Origin of the sequence: Chromobacterium fluminis (genome assembly GCF_011602385.1) — a bacterium.
GTDB lineage: Bacteria > Pseudomonadota > Gammaproteobacteria > Burkholderiales > Chromobacteriaceae > Chromobacterium > Chromobacterium fluminis.
In genome coordinates this window covers 1-18,405 of sequence record NZ_JAAOMA010000028.1, presented here as the reverse complement: position 1 = coordinate 18,405, position 18,405 = coordinate 1, and the positions used below count along the sequence as shown (strand labels likewise).

15 protein-coding genes are annotated in these 18,405 nt (G+C 65.3%); 9 read left to right on the top strand and 6 right to left on the bottom strand.

The features are described 5' to 3' along the window. Positions 1 to 5 precede the first annotated feature (5 nt). Positions 6 to 773 (bottom strand): tRNA pseudouridine(65) synthase TruC, encoded by a 768-nt coding sequence (locus HA052_RS17945; protein ID WP_166452943.1) that lies wholly within the window; start codon positions 771 to 773, stop codon positions 6 to 8. 492 nt (positions 774 to 1,265) lie between these two features. Between HA052_RS17945 and HA052_RS17940 the strand changes: the two genes are divergently transcribed. The 7 genes from HA052_RS17940 (at position 1,266) to HA052_RS17910 (ending at position 7,957) form a co-directional block, all read left to right on the top strand. Then, positions 1,266 to 2,249 carry a BMP family lipoprotein gene (locus HA052_RS17940; protein ID WP_166452942.1) on the top strand — a complete coding sequence of 328 codons (984 nt, stop codon included), beginning with the start codon at positions 1,266 to 1,268 and terminating at the stop codon, positions 2,247 to 2,249. Between the two features lie 118 nt (positions 2,250 to 2,367). After that, positions 2,368 to 3,897 carry an ABC transporter ATP-binding protein gene (locus HA052_RS17935; protein ID WP_081544565.1) on the top strand — a complete coding sequence of 510 codons (1,530 nt, stop codon included), beginning with the start codon at positions 2,368 to 2,370 and terminating at the stop codon, positions 3,895 to 3,897. Next, positions 3,894 to 5,000: an ABC transporter permease gene (locus HA052_RS17930; RefSeq protein WP_166452941.1), complete on the top strand. Its 1,107-nt coding sequence runs from the start codon at positions 3,894 to 3,896 to the stop codon at positions 4,998 to 5,000. The genes HA052_RS17935 and HA052_RS17930 overlap by 4 nt, the downstream gene beginning before the upstream one ends. Then, positions 5,000 to 5,965 carry an ABC transporter permease gene (locus HA052_RS17925; protein ID WP_166452940.1) on the top strand — a complete coding sequence of 322 codons (966 nt, stop codon included), beginning with the start codon at positions 5,000 to 5,002 and terminating at the stop codon, positions 5,963 to 5,965. Before HA052_RS17930 ends, HA052_RS17925 begins: the two co-directional genes overlap by 1 nt. Positions 5,966 to 6,225: 260 nt before the next feature. After that, the gene (locus tag HA052_RS17920) at positions 6,226 to 6,789 is read left to right on the top strand and encodes a cytochrome b (RefSeq protein ID WP_081544567.1); all 564 of its coding nucleotides are present in this window, start codon (positions 6,226 to 6,228) and stop codon (positions 6,787 to 6,789) included. Continuing rightward, positions 6,786 to 7,343, top strand: coding sequence for a YceI family protein (locus tag HA052_RS17915; protein ID WP_166452939.1), 558 nt, complete (start codon positions 6,786 to 6,788; stop codon positions 7,341 to 7,343). The genes HA052_RS17920 and HA052_RS17915 overlap by 4 nt, the downstream gene beginning before the upstream one ends. 44 nt (positions 7,344 to 7,387) lie before the next feature. Continuing rightward, positions 7,388 to 7,957, top strand: a complete 570-nt coding sequence (locus tag HA052_RS17910; RefSeq protein ID WP_166452938.1) for a YceI family protein — start codon at positions 7,388 to 7,390, stop codon at positions 7,955 to 7,957. A gap of 88 nt (positions 7,958 to 8,045) precedes the next feature. Here the strand turns inward: HA052_RS17910 and HA052_RS17905 are convergent, their stop codons facing one another. From HA052_RS17905 to HA052_RS17885, 5 genes are all read right to left on the bottom strand, one after another. Beyond that, a complete protein-coding gene (locus HA052_RS17905) occupies positions 8,046 to 8,615 on the bottom strand; it encodes a hypothetical protein (protein WP_081544569.1) in 570 nt (189 codons plus the stop codon). Next, complete coding sequence (locus HA052_RS17900) at positions 8,612 to 9,265, bottom strand: DUF484 family protein (RefSeq protein ID WP_081544570.1); 654 nt, start codon at positions 9,263 to 9,265, stop codon at positions 8,612 to 8,614. The genes HA052_RS17905 and HA052_RS17900 overlap by 4 nt, the downstream gene beginning before the upstream one ends. A 67-nt stretch (positions 9,266 to 9,332) precedes the next feature. After that, positions 9,333 to 10,163, bottom strand: coding sequence for a diaminopimelate epimerase (gene dapF, locus HA052_RS17895; protein WP_166452937.1), 831 nt, complete (start codon positions 10,161 to 10,163; stop codon positions 9,333 to 9,335). A 145-nt stretch (positions 10,164 to 10,308) separates the two neighbouring features. After that, entirely contained in the window at positions 10,309 to 10,743 is a 435-nt protein-coding gene (locus HA052_RS17890) for a hypothetical protein (RefSeq protein WP_166452936.1), read from the bottom strand. Between the two features lie 64 nt (positions 10,744 to 10,807). Then, the gene (locus HA052_RS17885) at positions 10,808 to 11,470 is read right to left on the bottom strand and encodes a hypothetical protein (RefSeq protein WP_166452935.1); all 663 of its coding nucleotides are present in this window, start codon (positions 11,468 to 11,470) and stop codon (positions 10,808 to 10,810) included. Between the two features lie 312 nt (positions 11,471 to 11,782). Here HA052_RS17885 and HA052_RS17880 point away from each other — a divergent pair, with 312 nt between their 5' ends. Both HA052_RS17880 and HA052_RS17875 read left to right on the top strand, forming a co-directional pair. Beyond that, positions 11,783 to 12,643 (top strand): methionyl-tRNA formyltransferase, encoded by an 861-nt coding sequence (locus tag HA052_RS17880; RefSeq protein ID WP_166452934.1) that lies wholly within the window; start codon positions 11,783 to 11,785, stop codon positions 12,641 to 12,643. Between the two features lie 112 nt (positions 12,644 to 12,755). Then, positions 12,756 to 18,405: RHS repeat protein (locus tag HA052_RS17875; RefSeq protein ID WP_166452933.1), on the top strand; the 5,650-nt coding region annotated here is incomplete at its 3' end.

Here is an 18,405-nt window from a genome sequence, read left to right as displayed (position 1 = left end):
GTTTATCAGCTTCGGATTGTACCGGATTCGGCGTGGCCGCGCAGCGCGTCCTCCAGCGCGGCGCGCCAGCCCAGTTGTTCCGCAAGCTGCATGAAATCGTCGGCCGGTGGCGCTTGCAGCAAGAGCGGCTGGCCGCTGTCCGGCAGGCTCAGCCGCATGGCGACGCAGGCCAGCAGCAGGCGCCGGCTGCCGAAATGCTCGGCGAACATGCGATTGTGGCGGCCCTTGCCGTGGGTGGCGTCGCCGATGATGGGGTGGGCGATGTGCTTGAGGTGGCGGCGCAGCTGGTGGCGGCGGCCGGTGTGCGGCGTCAGTTCCAGCAAGCTGTAACGGCTACTGGGGTAGCGTTCTACCTCTATCGGCAGTTCGATGCGCGCCAGCGTGCGGTAGTCGGTGACGGCGGCTTGCGGCGCGGTGTCCACCGTCTCGCCTATCCATTCCAGGTCGTCCGGGCGGCGGCTTAGCGGGTAGTCGATATGGCCGGCGTCGTCGGTGTGGCCGCGGACCACGGCGATATAGCGCTTGTCCACCTGCTGGCGTTCGAATTGCCAGCTCATCTCGCGGCACATATCCTTGTCCAGCGCGAACAGCAGCACGCCGGAGGTGCCCTTGTCCAGCCTATGCACCGGGTAGACGCGCTGGCCGATCTGGTCGCGCAGCAACTGCACGGCGAAGCGGGTTTCGTTGCGGTCCAGCGCGGTGCGGTGCACCAGCAGGCCGGAGGGCTTGTGAATGGCGATCAGCCGGTCGTCGCGGTAGAGAATGGGCAGCATGGAGCGGGTGGTAACGGGTGGGGAAGGCCGGCATTGTAGGCGCTGGCGGCCGGCTTTGGAAGGCGCGCGCGCGGTGGGTGATGCCGCTGTGCTGTAGTTTTATGTCTTACGCTTCGATTACGCGAAAACAACAAGGTTTTGGCATGCTATTGGCGTTTTTGTGCGCTGGCTCGGGCTTTGCCGGTTTTCGTTGCGACATGATATTTCAAAGTAGAGAGGAAGTTGTTTACAGGCCATGAGCGCGTCATTACAATTCGCCGCGCTCAAACAAGAATGACAGGGCGGCGTCTGTGCCGATTGCGATCCCGTTTGCCACGGGATGGCGGCAGGACCGCATCCGCGCAACCTGGCGTGTAGTTGCGACGCTACATGACAAGGGGTTGGCGGGCGCTTTGCTTCGCTGCACGGCACGGGAACCACAGGGGGTGATCGACGTGCGGGTTGACCAACAAACTCCATAGAGTCATAGAGATGAAAATCCAGCTGAAACGAATGAGCTTTGCCGTAGCGGCAGCGGTGCTGTCCACCTCCGCCTTCGCCAAAGAGTTCTCGCCCGCCGTGGTTTACGACATGGCAGGCAAGTTTGACAAGAGCTTCAACGAATCCGCGTACAACGGCGCCGAGCGTTTCAAGAAGGAATTCAAGATCAACTACCGCGACGGTCAGATCGCGTCCGAAGCCCAGAAAGAGCAGCTGCTGCGCAATATGGCGCGTCGCGACGCCGACATCGTGGTGGCCATCGGCTTCTCCTTCACCCAGGCGGTGGAAACCGTGGCCAAGGAGTTCCCCAAGGTCAAGTTCACTCTGATCGACGCCGTGGCAAAAGGTTCCAACGTTCAGAGCATCGTGTTCAAGGAACAAGAAGGCGCCTTCCTGACCGGCGTGGCCGCGGCGATGGCCTCCAAGAGCGGCAAGGTGGGCTTTGTAGGCGGCATGGACGTGCCGCTGATCCGCGCCTTCGGCTGTGGCTATGTGCAGGGCGTCAAGTTCACCAACAAGAACGCCAGCGTGATCCAGAACATGACCGGCACCACTCCGCAGGCCTTCAACGACCCGGCGCGCGGCACTGAGCTGGCCAAGAGCCAGTTCGACCGCGGCGTGGACGTGGTGTTCGCCGCCGCCGGCGGCACCGGCCTGGGCGTGCTGCAAGCCGCCAAGGCCGCCGGCAAGTACTCCATCGGCGTGGACAGCAACCAGAACCATCTGTACCCGGGTTCGGTGCTGACCTCCATGGTCAAGCGCGTGGACGTGGCGGTGTTCAACACCTTCAAGGACGCCAAGAACGGTTCCTGGAAGCCGGAAGTCAAGATTCTGGGCCTGAAGGAAGCCGGGGTGGATTGGGCGCTGGACGCCAACAACCGCAAAGTGATCACGCCGGCGATGGAGAAGAAGATCAACGCGGCCAAGGCGGACATCATCGGCGGCAAGATCAAGGTGGTGGATTACCGCGCCAACAACAGTTGCCCGATGCAATAAGCTGAGCTGAGTTTTCCCTGATCCGTTTCGGGGACGCAGGCACGATGCATTCCATCGTGCCTGTTTGTTCATGCCGGAGCGGAATCAGGTTGACCCTAACCAGGGAATATGAATAAGCATGACCGAGTTTGCCATTGAGCTGGCGGGCATCAACAAGAGTTTTGGTGCCGTCAAAGCCAACCGCGACGTCTCGATGAAAATCGCCAAGGGCACTGTCCATGGCGTCATCGGCGAAAACGGGGCCGGTAAATCCACGTTGATGAGCATTCTGTACGGCTATTACCAGGCCGACAGCGGCGCCATCCGGGTGAACGGCAAGGAAGCGCCGATCCGCAACAGCCAGGAAGCCATTGAGCTGGGAATCGGCATGGTGCATCAGCATTTCATGCTGGTGGATACCTTTACCGTGCTGGAGAACATCGTACTGGGCGCCGAAGGCGGCCTGGTGCTGAAAAAGGGGCTGGACGAGGCCCGCGAGCATCTGAAAGAGCTCAACCGCAATTACTCGCTGGAGGTGGATCCGGACGCGCTGGTGGGCGATCTGGGCGTGGGCCTGCAGCAAAGGGTGGAAATCCTCAAAGCCTTGTACCGCGGCGCCGACGTGCTGATTCTGGACGAGCCCACTGCGGTGTTGACGCCGCAGGAAGCGGACCATCTGTTTCACATCCTGCGTTCGCTGAAGGCGCAGGGCAAGACCGTGATCCTGATCACCCACAAACTGCGCGAGGTGATGGACATCACCGACGGCGTCAGCGTGATGCGCGCCGGCACCGTGGTGGCCAATGTCGCCACCTGCGACGTGGACAAGGAAAAGCTGGCGGATCTGATGGTGGGCCGCAAGGTTAGCCTGAAAGTGGACAAGGCCGAGCGCGAGCCGGGTGCGGCGGTGCTCAGCGTCAAGAATCTGTGTCTGACCGACGCGCGCGCGGTCAAGCTGCTGGACCAGCTGAATTTCGAAGTGCGCGCCGGCGAGATCGTCGGCATCGCCGGCGTGTCCGGCAACGGCCAGTCCGAACTGTTGGAAGTGCTGGCCGGCATGCTGGAGCCTAGCGCCGGCGAGATGGTCTACAAGGGCGAGGATTTGCTGCGCCGCCGTTGCGGCGCCCAGCCGCGCGCTGCGCTCTACCGCAAGCTGGGCATCGCCCACGTGCCGGAAGACCGCTCGCGCGAAGGCCTGGTCAAGGCTTTCTCCAGCTATGAAAACGCCATTCTCGGCTATCACGGCGAACCCGGCCTGGGCCGCGGCCCGTGGTATTCGCGCAAGCGGCTGTTGGCGCGCACTCGCGACTTCATCCAGCAATTCGACATCCGTCCGGGCAACCCGCTGCTGCGCGTGGGCCTGCTATCCGGCGGCAACCAGCAGAAAGTGGTGCTGGCGCGGGAAATCCACGCCAACCCGGATCTGCTGCTGATCGGCCAGCCGACGCGCGGCGTGGACATCGGCGCGATTGAATTCATTCACAAGCGGCTGGTGGAACTGCGCGACGAGGGCAAGGCCATTTTGCTGGTCTCGGTTGAACTAGAAGAAATCCTGGCGCTGGCCGACCGCATCCTGGTCATGGCCGGCGGACAGATCACCGGCGAAGTGGCGGCCAAGGACGCCGACACCATTTCGCTGGGCCTGCTGATGGGGGGGCACAAACATTGAAATTCGGACAAGCTTCCACCTTGCCGCGCTGGGCGCAGCTGACGGTGCTGCCAGCGCTTAATCTACTGGCTGCCTTGCTGGTGACCGGCCTGGTCACCTGGCTGATAGGCGAAGACCCTTGGGAATGCCTGAAGCTGCTGATCAACGGCGCCTTCGGCTACGGCGAGGGCATAGGCTATACGCTGTTCTACACCACCGGCTTCATCTTCACCGGCCTGGCGGTGGCCACCGCCTTCCACGCCGGCCTGTTCAATATCGGCGGAGAAGGGCAGACCTATCTGGCCGGCCTGGGCGTGACCCTGGTGGTGCTGGGCTTCGACCACAGCCTGCCGCCGGCGGTGCTGGTGCCGCTGGCCATCCTGGCGGCGATGGGCTTCGGCGCGGCCTGGGCTTTCGTGCCGGGCTGGCTGCAGGCCAAGCGGGGCAGCCACATCGTGGTGACCACCATCATGTTCAACTTCATCGCTTACTCCTTGATGTTGTACCTGATCAGCCATCACCTGATCGAAGCCGGCTCGCAGAACCCGACCACGCGCGAATTCGGCCAGGCGGCCTGGATTCCCGCCATTCATGAAATGGCGGCGCGCTTTGGCGTGGAGATTCCCACCTCGCCGCTGAACCTGACTTTTGTGATGGCCTTGCTGGCCGCCGCGCTGTTCTATCTGGTGGTGTGGCATAGCCGTTGGGGCTTCGAGCTGCGCACCGTGGGCACCAGCGAACCGGCCGCCCGCTATGCGGGCATGAGCGTCAGCCGCGTCATCATCGTCGCCATGTGCGTGTCCGGCGCGCTGTCCGGCCTGGCCGCGGTCAATGAGCTGATGGGCTCCGCCCACCGCATGAACGTGATGTTCACCAACGGCGTCGGCTTCGTCGGCATCGCCGTGGCGCTGATGGGCCGCAACCACCCGGTGGGCATCATCCTGTCCGCGTTGCTGTTCGGCGCGCTGACCCAGGGCGGTTCCGATCTGTCCTTCGAGAAGCCAATGATCACCCGCGAGATGATCATCTTCATTCAGGGCCTGATCATCCTGTTCTGCGGCGCGCTGGAAAACCTGTTCGAGCCGTTCATCGCCGGCCTGTTCAAGCGCAAGGACGACAAATAATGGAAATCTTCTTCAGTCTGCTCGATTCCACGCTGCGCGTGGCCACGCCGCTGATCCTGGCCGCGATGGCCGGCATGTTCTCCGAGCGCTCCGGCGTGGTGGACATCAGCCTGGAAGGCAAGATGCTGGTGGCGGCTTTCGCCGCCGCCGCGGCGGCCTTCGCCACCCAGAACCCGTGGATAGGCATGGCCTGCGGCATCGCCGCCTCGGTGGCGATGGCGATGATCCACGCTTTTGTGTCGGTCACGTATAACGGCAACCAGCTGATTTCCGGCATGGCGCTCAACACCGTTGCCTCCGGCATCACCCCGGTGTTGGGCCTGGCCTGGTTCCAGCAGGGCGGCAACACCCCGCAACTGCCGGACGAGGGGCGTTTCCATGAGATTGCGCTGCCGTTCGCCAATGAGCTGCGCGACGTGCCGCTGCTGGGTCAGCTGTACAGCAAGCTGCTGTCCGGCCACAGCATTCTGGTGTATCTGACCTTGTTCTTGATTGTCCCGCTGGTGACCTGGGTGCTGTACAAGAGCCGCTTTGGCCTGCGTCTGCGCGCAGTGGGGGAGAACCCGCACGCGGCGGACACCGCCGGCATCTCCGTGGCCAAGGTGCGCTACACCGCCTTGTTCTGGGGCGGCGTGCTGTGCGGCATCGCCGGCACCTATCTGTCCGTGTACCAGACCGGCAGCTTCATCAAGGAAATGACCGCGGGCAAGGGCTTCCTGGCGCTGGCCGCGCTAATCTTCGGCAAGTGGAAACCGCTGCCGGCGGTGCTGGGCTGCCTGGTGTTCGCTTTTGCCGACGCCATCCAGATCCGCCTGGAAGGCGTGGCGTTGCCGGGCATCGGCCAGATCCCGTCCCAGGCCATCGCGATCATCCCCTACGTGCTGACCGTATTGCTGCTGGCGGGTTTCGTTGGCCGCGCGGTGGCGCCCAAGGCGATAGGCATACCTTTCGTCAAGAGCCGTTAACCGGCTTTTGAGACAGGCTAGAAACCGCCAGCGGGCTTTGCCCCTGGCGGTTTTTTGTTTTATATCGCATACGGGAACCTTGCCGTCGTTTGCTATTCATAGTGATTCCCAATCTCAATTGCTATTGTATTGCCTGGTAGTTGTTCAGAAAATTTGAATCTTTTGCGCTAATAATTTCGCTATGACGGCAATGGGCGCGCTTTTATGATTAACCGGCATGACAGGTTTTAATTTGCCGCTCATTTGTAATAAGGAACTCGATGCAACGCTACAGTCCGACACAGATTGCTTTGCACTGGCTGATTGCGCTGTTGATCATTGCCGCCCTGATCATGGGCTGGTACTTCAACAGCATGCAGATCACATCGCCGGCCAGCTTCAAACTGAAAGCCTCTTTGATCGCCTGGCACAAATGGGTGGGCATCAGCGTGCTGGCGCTGGCCGTGCTGCGCCTGATCTGGCGCGCGCGCCGCGGCGCGCCGACGCCTTTGCCGGGTCAGCCGGCCTGGCAGCTTAAAGCCGCCAACCTGATTCACTTGCTGTTGTACGCCTTGATGCTGGCGATGCCGCTGGTGGGCTGGCTGATGAGCTCCGCCAAAGGCTACCCGGTGGTGTGGTTCAACCTGGTGCAACTGCCGGACCTGGTGGAAAAGAACGAGGCGTTGGGCCATGTGTTGGGCTGGAGCCACGCGCTGATGGCGTACGCCATCGTCGCCATCGTCGGCCTGCATGCGCTGGCGGCCTTGAAACATCACTTTATCGATCGCGACGCCACGCTGGCGCGGATGCTGCCGTCCTGTCGCAAAGGAGATCCTCAAGCATGAAATTTCTGACTTCTCTCGTCCTGAGCGCCGCCGTGGCGCTGGCCATGGCGCCGGCCCAGGCCGCGCAAACGCTGAATGCGGCCAAGAGCACGCTGGGCTTTACCTTCAAGCAAATGAACGTGCCGACCGAGGGCCGCTTCAAGAGCTTCGCCGCCAACGTCAGCTTCGACGCGGCCAAGCCGGAGGCCACCAAGGCGGTGTTCACCGTGGACCTGGGCAGCGTGGACGTGGGCAGCGCCGACGGCAACACCACGGTGCGCGGCGCGTCTTTCTTCAATATCGCCAGCCTGCCCAAAGCGACTTTCACCGCCAAATCGGTAAAGGCCTTGGGCGGCGGCAAGTTCGAAACTCACGGCACCTTGAGCCTGAAGGGCGTTAGCCGCGAGGTGGTGTCCACCTTCACCGCCGCCAGCGCGGGGAATGAGACCACGCTGCAGGGCAGCTTCCCGTTGAAGCGTCTGCAGTTCAAGGTGGGCGACGGCGCTTGGGACGACACCGAAGCGATCGCCGACCTGGTGACCGTCAAATACAAATTCGTTCTGACCGGCAAGTGATCTTGCCTTTCTTTACCCTGGAGAAAACCGACGTGACGACCAAAATGAAAACTCTGTTTGCCGCCGTGATGACGTTGGGTGTGCTGGGCAGCGCGCAAGCCGCCCCGGTCACTTACGAAGTGGACAGCTCGCACACCCATGCCGGCTACTCGTTGAGCCACCTGGGCTTCTCTACGCTAAGCGGCCGCTTCAACGACACCAAGGGCAGCGTGGTGCTGGATCAAGCCAAGAAAACCGGCTCGGTGGACATCGTGATCAAGACCGCCAGCCACGACAGCGGCTGGGCGGCGCGCGACAAGCACATCGCCAGCCCGGATTTCCTGGACGTTGAGAAGTATCCGACCATTACGTTCAAATCCGACAAGTTCACCTTCAACGGCGACAAGCTGGCGGCGGTGGACGGCCAACTGAGCCTGCATGGCGTGACCAAGCCGGTGACGCTGACCGTGACTAACTTCAAGTGCGTGGATTCCCACCCGATGGCCAAGAAGCCGTGGTGCGGCGCGGACGCCACCGCCACTATCAAGCGCAGCGAGTTCGGCGTGGGCGCTTACGCGCCGGCGGTGGGCGACGACCTGCAGTTGAGCATCACCATCGAAGCCGGCAAGAAGTAAGCGGATTCGATAAAGCGCCGGAGCCCTTGTCCGGCGTCAAAAAAACCCGAGTCGGAGGACTCGGGTTTTTTCATGCCGGCGAAGCCGTTCAGGTCAGGCTTAGCACGATGGGGGCCAGCCAGTCGGACAGCCACATTACCAGCAGGGGGCTGATCACGGTCATGCCGCCGAACACCGTCCAGGGCAGACGCGCTTCCGGCTGACGGCGCATCACGTACAAGAGCGCGCGGTAACAGGCGTAGCTGACGACCATGATCAGCGGCGGAGCCATCAGGTAGGACAGCAGCGGCCGCCAGTCCAGCAGGCGCGAGAAAGCGACGATGCCCAGATGCAGGCTGAGCTGGCTGGCCATCAGCGCCGCCAGCTGCGGCTGGCGTTCGGGGAAGGCCAGGCCAAGCCGGCTGACCCGCAAGCTGCTGGCGGACCACAGCACGGCGGCGATGCCCAGCCAGGCGTAGGCGTAACAGAAGGGCAGCAGCACCGGCGACAGCGCGGTGAGGAAGGGGTCCGCGCGGAAGATCAGCGCCAGGATGAAGAAGGACGCCGCGAAGCATAGCTGGGCGATGCCGTCGCGGCTGGCGATCAAGCGCCACAGAATGTGCAGGTAGAACAGCGCGACCAGAACGAGCAGGAACCAACCAGTGGGCGTCGCCGTCATTGAGCCTCCAGCACGCGAATCAGCGCGGCGGACACTTGCTCGCCTATCTGGGCCAGGTAGTGGGTGTGCATGTCGAAGGTGAAGCGTTGCGGATCGTCCGACGCCAGCGCCAGCAGGCCGAAGGCCTGGCCCTTGCCGTCGCGCAGCGCCAGTTGGGCGAAGGACTGCAGCACCGGCGCGGCGGGGAACCAGGCCAGCACGTCGTCGTTGACGTAGGGGCCGCAATAGGGCGCGGACAGATTGCGCGCCAGCGCGGCCACCTCGCTGCGGGCGTCGTAGGCCGGGCCGGCGGATTCCGCCGCCGGGTGCCACAGCCGCAAGGCCATGCGTTTCAGCTTGAAATGCTCGGCGAAGCAGGCGGGCAGCGCGCTCAGCATGTCTTGCAGACTCAGGCAGGCCTGCAGCGTCAGCCCCAGTTGATGAGCGCTGGCGATGATGCGGTCGTTGGCTTCGCTGTGGCGGATCAACTGCTGCAAACGCGATTCCAACTGGCGGTTGCGGTCCTTCAGGTCCAGCATTTGGCGTTCCGCCAGCGAGACCACCACGCGGTCTTGCGGCGCGCCGCCCGGCTTCAGGCCGAGTCTTTCGGCATGGTGGGCGAGAAAGTCCGGGTGTTGGTCCAAAAACGCCAGCACATCATCTGTCTGCATGATTCATAACCCCCTATACGGCTGTGTTGTTGTTGCGAGCCCGCCGCCGTTTGCCGGCGGCGGGCCGTTAAATCTCGATTTCGCCCTGGAACACGGTGACGGCGGGGCCGGTCATGGTGACCGCGGCGTCGTCGGCCGGCCATTCCACCGTCAGTTCGCCGCCGCGGGTGTGCACTCGCACGCGCCGGTCCAGCAGGCCGCGGCGGATGCCGGCCACCACCGCCGCGCAGGCGCCGGTGCCGCAGGCCAGCGTTTCGCCGGCGCCGCGTTCAAACACGCGCAGACGGATTTCATCGCGGGCGAGCACCTGCATGAAGCCGGCGTTGACCCGTTCCGGGAAGCGGGGATGGTTTTCGATGGCCGCGCCGACGCGCGTCACCGGAGCCAAGGCTACATCTGCGACTACCTGCACCGCGTGGGGGTTCCCCATCGACACCACGCTGACCGACAAGGTCGCATCCTCGACTTGCAAATCGTGGCATACCGCCTCGCGCTCGGCCTGGAACGGAATCTCGTCCGGAGCGAAGCGCGGCCGGCCCATGTCCACCCGGGCCTGGCCGTCGCCCAGATACTCCGGCGCGATCACGCCCTTGGCGGTTTCCACCTGGATTCGCGATTTGGCGGTCAGGCCGCGGTCGGACACGAATTTGGCGAAGCAGCGCGCGCCGTTGCCGCATTGCTCCACCTCGCCGCCGTCGTTATTGAAGATGCGGTAGCGGAAATCGTTGTCCGGAGAGCGCGGGGGCTCCACCAGCAGTAATTGATCGAAGCCGATGCCGAAGTGGCGATCCCCCAGCTGACGGATGCGCTCCGCGCTCAGGGGAATGGTTTGACTCACGCCGTCGACAACCATGAAGTCGTTGCCGAGGCCGTGCATTTTGGTGAAGTGCAATTTCATTGGCGCGCCAGATCCTGCGTAAACAAGCGGCCCGCTATCGGGCCGGCGGTCGGGCGGCGGGCCGCGCGCGCGGAAGCGCGGACGGGGCGTCGCCGCCAATAAGGCAGGTTAGCACAGTGGCGTAGATAGAGGTACAGGCGCGTGCTCAGGCGCTGCTCAGCGGCTTGCCGGGCGGGGCGCCCGCGCCGGCGTAGGCCTGTAGGGCGGCGCTGGACGTGGCCGTCTGCGGCATGGCTTCGCCGCCGGCTTGAACTGCGGCGGCTTGCGCGTCGGCGGCGGCGGCCTGGCCGGCGTCGTCTATCAGCGAGCCGGACGAAGACGCCGGCGCGTCTTGTCCGGTGGCCAGCTTGAGCGTGCCCTCGGCGGCGTCGCCGGGCTGGCTGAGCTTGAGCTGCATTTGCATCAGCAGCAGCCGCACCAGCGTGGCCATGTCCAGGCGGGGACGGTTGGCCTGCGCCGGCTGTTGCTCGGGCTCGGAAGTGGTCGGCGCGGTTGCGGAGGGAGAGAAGGCGGCGTCTTCTGTCGCGGTCGTCGCTTGAGCGCGGATGGAAGGCTGAAAGGGTACGGAGTGAACTTTCATATCAGTGTGCGCAAGAGTCAATGAAACAGGCCCGGCGCCGGGCCGGGCCTGGGCGATGGCGGGCTCAGCCTGTAGTGGTCTGGGCTTGGTTGATGGCGCCAGTTCCGGCGCTGCTATTGGCCTGGTAGGCGTTCAGCGCGGCCTGAACCTGGCCGCCGCCATGATGATGGTGACGGTGATGAGCTGGCTGGCTCTGTTGCGAGTTGGCCTGCAAATCCTGCTGCAGTTGCTGGTAATCCTGCTGCGCCTGCTTAAGGTTGCCGCTGCCCAGATCCTGGCCCAGGTTGTTGAACAGCGAGTTGGGCGATGAGGCCGAGGAAGCGCCGCTCAGCGCGCTTAAGGCGTCGTCGGCGTCGCTATTGCCCGAACCGCCGAAGCTGGCCGCCTGCAACTGGCTCAGCATCTGCTGGAACAGCACGGCCAGATCGCCGTTGCCGCCGGCATTGCTGGCTGACGCGTCGCCGGCGCTGGCGACGCTGCCGTCGGTCTGCATGGAATTGATCAGGCTGGCGAAATCCTGGGCGCTGCCGCTGCTCGCGCCGGTGCCGCTGGCCGCGGCCGCGTTGGGCTGCAGGCTGGACAGCGCTTGCTGCGCGCCGCTGAGATTGCCCTGCCGCACATCGTTGATCATGGTCTGGAAATCCTGACGGCGCTGCTGGTGAACGGCCCGGCGTTGTTGCCAGGCATGGCTGCCGCCGTCGATGCCGCTTGTGTTGCTGACTGACATGGATAATCTCCCGCTAAGTCTATGGTGGAGTGTCGGTCGTGAGCTTCACGGAGCAGCTCGACTCCCATTCGCCACCCCGGCTTCGACGTTTGCCGGCACGGGCGGCAATCCATGCCGCTGTGGCGGACAGGATTGCCGCAAGGCGGCGGGTTTAGCCTGTTATTGCGTCAAAACAAGGGTTTGGCCAGTGGGTAGATGCAAGCGGCGTGCCAGCGGGCAGGCGAGATTCTGTTAATTTCCATTAGGCGTTCTGCTGGGTATGGATGGTCTTGGTATAAACAAGTCAGCCCTCTGAATCGCCGGGATGCCGCCATGCGTTTTGCCATTACCTTGTCCGACCGCTTCAAGCCGGTGCTGGACGTTTTCCTGCACGCTGGCTGGCAGCCATTGAAGCTGTTCTGCACCCCGGTGGACCATCGCATGCATCACCACAAGGAATCGCTGGCGGCGGCGGAGCGCTTGGGCGTGCCGGTGCAGTTGTCGCGGATGCGCGAACGCGATTTGCTGGAGCTGGCGGAGCAGGACTGCGAAGTTTTGCTGGTGGCCAGCTACAACTGGCGGGTGCCGGACTGGGAGCCTTATCTGAATTACGCGGTCAACTTCCATCCATCGCCGCTGCCCATCGGCCGCGGGCCTTATCCCATGGTGAGGGCGATTCTGGACGGCCATCGACAATGGGGATGCAGCTGCCATCAATTGATCCGGGAAATGGACGCCGGCGATGTGCTGGCGCAGGAGCAGTTCGCGCTGAGGCCGGACGAAACCCATGAATCGCTGGACGCGAAACTGCAACTGGCGCTGTACCGGCTGGCGGGGCGGGTGGCCGGCGACTTCGCCTCCTTGTGGGAGCAGGCGCAGCCGCAAGGCGAAAACAGCAGCTACTGGCCGCTGTGGCGGGACGAAGAGCGGATGCTGGATTTCAGTCTGCCAGTGGAAGACATCATGCGCCGCGTCCGGGCCTTTGGCGATTTCGAATGCCTGGCCGCGGTTAACGGCGTCACCGTGCACGTGCACCGCGCGCAAGCCTGGCGCGAGAGCCATGCCTACCCGCCGGGCTCCTTGATTTTGTCCAACGCGCTGAGCCTCTTGGTGGCCGCCGCCGACGGCATGGTGCTGATCAGCGAATGGAGCTTGAACCCGCCCGGCGGCGTTAGCGGCCGGCTGCGGGGGTAGTGTGTGAATTGTACCGCCGTCTTAATATGAGTTTTTTTCATTCCGCCCTAAACTTTTCCCCAATTCTCTAGATAAGACTTCTCGAATAATCCGATTTTCGAGAGGTCGCATAATGGTTGCAGTGGTGTCGGGCGTGGGTTTGGGTTTGCAGAACAGTTCGCTGGCGGCCTTGGGCGGGCAGGGCCAATTGGGCGAGGCCGCCTTCGGTCGCGGCGGCGAACGGGTCTACGTCAACGCCGGCAACGGCAATCTGGTGCTGCAGCGCCGCGACGAATTCCTCGCCGGCAACGGCCTGCCGATCCAGCTGGTCCGCACCTACAACAGCCAGGGCCAGGGCGGCGACGCCGGCAACTGGCGCCTGGGCTACAGCCGCCAGCTGTTCGACTTCAGCGGCGCCCCGGGCAGCGCCGGCTCGCAACTGCGCCGTCAGGCCGAGGACGGCAGCGACACCCTGTACCGCTACGACGCGGCGAGGGGAGTGTATCTGGCGCAAGGCGGCGTCGGCGCCGAAGACACCGTGCGCTGGGACGGCCAGGCCTGGATCTGGACCGACGGCGACAGCCAGAGCCAGGAGCGCTACGACAGCGCCGGCCGGCTGCAGCAAGTGCAAAGCCGCGACGGCCAGACCGTCGCGCTGGGCTACGACGGCGCCGGCCGCATCGTCAGCCTGCGCAGCGCCGACGGCGAGACGCTGTTCATCGACTACGACGCCCAGGGCCATCTGAGCCAACTGCGCAGCGTGTACCGCGACGGCGAGCAGCACAAGACCCTGACCCGCACCCGCTACGGCTACGACGAGCAGAACCGGCTGAGCAGCGTCACCACCGACCTCAGCCCCGACGACAACAGCGTCGCCGACGGCCAGGTCTACACCACCCGCTATGTGTACGACGGCGCCAGCCAGCGGCTGGCCAGCTTGCAGCAGAGCGATGGCAGCCGGCTGGACTTCGCCTACGCGCAGGTGGATGGCGATTACCGCGTGCTCAGCGTCAGCGACGTGCGCGGCGAGCAGACGCTGACCACCACCTTCGACTACGACGCCGCGGGGCAGCGCACCGTGGTCCGCGACGCCGCCGGGCTGCGCACCGAACTGAACTACCGCGACGGCCTGCTGCAACGGGTGGCCGGCGGCGGCGTCGAGCAACGCTTCGACTACGACGGCCACGGCCGGGTCAGCGCGATCACCGACGGTCGCGGCCAAACCGCCCGTTTCGACTACGACGCCGCCGGCAACCGCGTCGGCGTGCGCGACGCGCAGAACCAGCAGACCCGACGCCGTTACAACGCCCAGAACCAGCTGCTGAGCGAAACCGTCGACGGCGCCGGCACCCGGCGCAACGTCTATGACGCCAGCGGCCTGCGGCTGCGCTTCAGCCTCAGCGCCGAAGGCCGGGTGGAAGAGCGCCGCTACGACGCCCAGGGCCGCGAAGTCAGCCGGCTGCTGTACCAGGGCGGCGTGTTCGCCGGCGCCGACGACGCCACCGGCGAAGCCGAACTGCAAGCCTGGGCGGCAAAGCAGGACCGGTCCCGCGTCGAACGCAGCGACACCGGCTACGACCTGCGCGGCCTGGTGGCCAGCACCACCCGCTACGCCACCCTGGACGCCGAGGGGAAGGGCGTGGCCGACGGCCGGCACAGCAGCGTGCGCTACGTCTACGACCCGGCGGGCAATCTGCTGCAGAAGCTGGACGGCGTCAGCGGCGCGGTGCTGGCCGACTACCTCTACGACGGCCTGAACCGCGTGGTGCGCAGCCGGGACGGCGCGGGCGTGGCCACCACCACCGTCTACCAGGACGCGCAGCGGCAGACCCGGGTCAGCCTGAGCAACGGCCTGAGCACGGTGAGCAGCTACGACGCGGCCGGCCAGCTCCTCTCCGTGGTGCAGCAAGACGCCGGCGGTCCGTTGGGCACCGCGCGCACCGAGTACAACGCGCGCCAGCTGCCGGTCAGGCTGACCGACGCCAACGGCGCCGCCAGCGTCCTGCTGTACGACGACAGGGGCCGTAAAGTCGGCCAGGTCGACCCGGCGGGGAGCGTCACCGAATGGCGCTACAACGGCAAGGACCAGATCATCGCCAGCCTGCGCTACGCGACCCGGATCGACGTCGCCCGGCTGAGCGGCGACCCGGCGGCGCTGTCGCTGGCCGCGCTGCGTCCGGCGGCGAATCCGGCGGAAGACCGCGTCGAACGCCGGCTATACGACAGCCTGGGCCGCCTGGTCCAGACCGTGGACGCCGAAGGCGGCGTCGAACGCCATCAATACGACGCCGCCGGCCGGCTGACGAGCAGCACTCGCTACGCCACGCGGCTGAGCGCCGAACAACTGGTGGCGCTGGCGAGCCAGCCCGGCGAACTGGACCCGTCCGACGCCCAACTGCAGCCGACGGCCGACCCGGCCGGTGACCGCGTCAGCCGCCGCTACTACGACCGCGACGGCCTGCTGCTGGCTAGCCTGGACGGCGAAGGCTATCTGAGCGAAACCCGCTACGACGGCGCCGGCCGCGCGATCGAAACCGTACGCTACGCACAGCGCGCCCGCGCCGGCGACAGCCTGGAAGCGCTGCGTCCGTCCCGCGACGATGCCGACCAACGCACGCGCAGCCTGTACGACGGCGCCGGCCGGCTGGTGGGGCGGATCGACGCCGAAGGCTACCTCGACGAAACCGTTTACGACGGCCAAGGCCGGATTGCGCAAACGATACGCTACGCCACCCGCGTCGGCGGCGGCGACAACCTGGCCGCGCTGCGCCCGGCGGCCGACCGCAACGACCGCCAAGTGCAGCGCCAATACGACGCCGCCGACCGGCTGCTGCGCGAAGAACACCGGCCGAGCGGCCTGATCGTCCGCTACCAATACGACGCCCAGGGCCAGGTGACCGCCGTCACCCGCCAGGCCGGCGACGACGCGCGCCGCCAGCTCAAGCGCTACGACAGCCAGGGCCGGGTGAGCCAGGAACTGAGCGGTGAAGGCGCCCAGGCGCTGGCCGCGCTCGGCGCCGACGCCGACGCCCCGCAAATCGACGCCGTCTGGTCGCGCTGGGGCACCCGTCATTACTACAACGCCGGCGGCCAACGCACCGCCAGCCTGGGCCCGGACGGCCAGGGCGGCGCCGGCGCGCGCACCCTGTACTACTACGACGCCGCCGGCCGCCTCAGCCACACCCTCAACAGCCTGGGCGAAATCAGCGAAGTGCGCTACAACGCCTTCGGCGACGTCGTCGCCACCCAACACTACGCCACCCGGCTGGGCGCCGGCGCGCTGGCCGCGCTGAACGGCGGCAGCCAAAGCGGCTTGCCCGGCGGGCTGCAAAGCGAGGCCGACCGCCTCGAAACCAGCCAATACAATCGCCTGGGCCAACGCCTCGCCGCCGGCGACCGCCTGAACGCCGAACGCGAACAATGGCGCTACAACGCCTTCGGCGAAGCCGTCGGCCACCAACTGCGGCTAGACGCCGCGCGCGGCAGCTGGCAGACCAGCGGCTACGACCGGCGCGGCCTGCTGCAAAGCCAGACCCGCGACGCCGAAGGGTTGGCGCTGCGGACGGAATCCCAGTACGACGCCTTCGGCCGGCCGATCGAAAGCGTGGACGCCAACGGCCACCGCCGCCGGCTCGACTACGACAAACTGGGTCGTCAGATCGTGACGCAAGACCCGCAAGGCGGCCGTCAAAGCCAGGCCTACGACGCCTTCGGTCGGGTACTGAGCCAGATCGACGCGCTGGGCCGCGTGACCACCACCGCCTATGACGACGCCAGCGGCCGCATCACCGTCACCCAGGCGGACGGCGTCCAGACCATCACCCAGAAGAACGCTCACGGCGACACCGTCAAACTGATCGACGGGCTGGGTCAGGCGACGACCTACCAATACAACCGCGACGGCCAAGTGCTGAGCACCACCACGCCGGCGGGGACGACGCGCAGCGGCTACGACAACGCCGGGCATCGGATCGAAAGCATCGACGCCAACGGCACCCGCACCGTCTACCACTACGACGCGGCGGGCCGGGTGCTGCAAAGCACGGTGGACCCGGACGGCCTGAAACTGAGCAGCCGCAGCGAATACGACGCCGAAGGGCGGGTGTTGCGGCAAACCGACCCCAACGGCCGGGTGACCGAAAGCCGCTACGACGCGGCGGGTCGGCTGCAAAGCCTGATCGTCGATCCGGCCGGCCTCAAGCTGACGACCACCTACGGCTACGACGGCCAGGGACGGCAGATTCGGGTGACGGAAGCGGCGGGGACGGCGCAGGCGAAGACCACCGACTACGAATACGACGGCGCCGGTCGTCGGGTGCGGGAGACGGTGGACCCGGAGGGGCTGAAGCAGAGCACGGTTTACCAATACGACGGCCAGGGCAATGTGGTGTCCAAGACGGATGCGGCGGGCAATGTCACCCGTTACGTGTACGACGGCAAGGACCAGCTGCGTTACAGCGTGGATCCGCTGGGCTATGTGAGCGAACGCGTCTACGACGCAGCCGGACGCTTGGTGGAGGACAAGCGTTACGAGCAAAGCGTATCGCTGCCGACCCCGCTGAGCGAATCGGCGCTGCAATCGATGCTGGGGGGGAGGCAAACACTCGAGTTGGTTGGCGGCACCGCGGGCGTGGTGGAGAACGGTCAGTTGAAGCTGATAGGCAAACCGGAAGCCGGGGGCTCCTGGGCGGGGGCGAGCGCGACGGCGATAGTAGCTGCCGGCAGTGCTTTCCAACTGGAACTGACGCCGACCCAATTGCAAGACACCCTGCATGTGATGGTGCAGAGCATAACGGGCAAGACCGGCCGCCTAGGCGTGCTGTTCCGGGCCGATGGCCTTGTTTACGCTCAAATCGCCAATGCCAAAGACCAATGGAGAGAAGTGGCGCTGGGGGCCTACCAGGCGGGCACGAGCTATGTGTTGGAATTTGTAAGCAATGCGACCGGCGGCACGTTGTACCTGTACGCGAAGGGAAGCAGCCGGGCGCAGGGCTACAGCTATACCGTTAGCGGAGAATATGAATGGACGCAGCTGCAACTACAGTTTGCGACGAGCCGTTCGCCGGGTCTGACGCGGGAGACGACGGCCTATGTCCGCGGCGCGTCGGTGAGCGGGCCGGGGGCGCAGAGCACGCGGTATAGCTACGACGTGGCGGGTCGGCAGACCTTCAGCATCGACGCACAGGGCTATGTGAGCGAGCGGCGTTACGACGCGGCGGGGCGGGTGACGGACACCATACGCTACGCCAAGAGCCTGGCGCAGATGGGCCTGTCGGCGGAGCGCCTGCAAGAGCGCGCCCAGGCCAACCTGCTGCGCAACAGCCTGTTCGAAACTTCGGCGCCGGGCAAGGTGGCGGGCTGGGGCTATGGCGCGTGGAACGCTGAGGCCGAAGTGGGCGGCAATCTGGACGCCGACTGGCGGATAGCGGAAGGCCTGGCCGGTGAGAACACCGTCTACTTGCACCAGACCGGTCGTCACCCGCAAGGTGCCTATCAGGAACTGGTGCAAAGCGTGCCGGTGCAAGCCGGACGCCGCTACGCCTTCTCGGTGTATACCGGTGCCCACCGCGCCTTGGTTACCCTACACATCGTGTGGTTCAACGCGGCGGGCCAGGCCTTGGGTTCCACCTCGGAACAAACGCTCGCCCATCGTAATACCCCGGCGGACAACTTGCCGGGCGGTCCGGCGCTGAAGGGTTACAAACGGACGGTGGCGGACGGCGTGGCGCCGGCCGGCGCGGTGCGAGGCGTGGCGACGCTGCGCAAGACCAATACCGCGGTGG

Excerpts from the sequence above, each read along its gene's own strand:
- HA052_RS17945 (WP_166452943.1), bottom strand. The coding sequence starts at position 773 with ATGCTGCCCATTCTCTACCGCGACGACCGGCTGATCGCCATTCACAAG.
- HA052_RS17940 (WP_166452942.1), top strand. The coding sequence starts at position 1,266 with ATGAGCTTTGCCGTAGCGGCAGCGGTGCTGTCCACCTCCGCCTTCGCC.
- HA052_RS17935 (WP_081544565.1), top strand. The coding sequence starts at position 2,368 with ATGACCGAGTTTGCCATTGAGCTGGCGGGCATCAACAAGAGTTTTGGT.
- HA052_RS17925 (WP_166452940.1), top strand. The coding sequence starts at position 5,000 with ATGGAAATCTTCTTCAGTCTGCTCGATTCCACGCTGCGCGTGGCCACG.
- HA052_RS17920 (WP_081544567.1), top strand. The coding sequence starts at position 6,226 with ATGCAACGCTACAGTCCGACACAGATTGCTTTGCACTGGCTGATTGCG.
- HA052_RS17915 (WP_166452939.1), top strand. The coding sequence starts at position 6,786 with ATGAAATTTCTGACTTCTCTCGTCCTGAGCGCCGCCGTGGCGCTGGCC.
- HA052_RS17910 (WP_166452938.1), top strand. The coding sequence starts at position 7,388 with ATGAAAACTCTGTTTGCCGCCGTGATGACGTTGGGTGTGCTGGGCAGC.
- HA052_RS17905 (WP_081544569.1), bottom strand. The coding sequence starts at position 8,615 with ATGACGGCGACGCCCACTGGTTGGTTCCTGCTCGTTCTGGTCGCGCTG.
- HA052_RS17900 (WP_081544570.1), bottom strand. The coding sequence starts at position 9,265 with ATGCAGACAGATGATGTGCTGGCGTTTTTGGACCAACACCCGGACTTT.
- dapF (WP_166452937.1), bottom strand. The coding sequence starts at position 10,163 with ATGAAATTGCACTTCACCAAAATGCACGGCCTCGGCAACGACTTCATG.
- HA052_RS17890 (WP_166452936.1), bottom strand. The coding sequence starts at position 10,743 with ATGAAAGTTCACTCCGTACCCTTTCAGCCTTCCATCCGCGCTCAAGCG.
- HA052_RS17885 (WP_166452935.1), bottom strand. The coding sequence starts at position 11,470 with ATGTCAGTCAGCAACACAAGCGGCATCGACGGCGGCAGCCATGCCTGG.
- HA052_RS17880 (WP_166452934.1), top strand. The coding sequence starts at position 11,783 with ATGCGTTTTGCCATTACCTTGTCCGACCGCTTCAAGCCGGTGCTGGAC.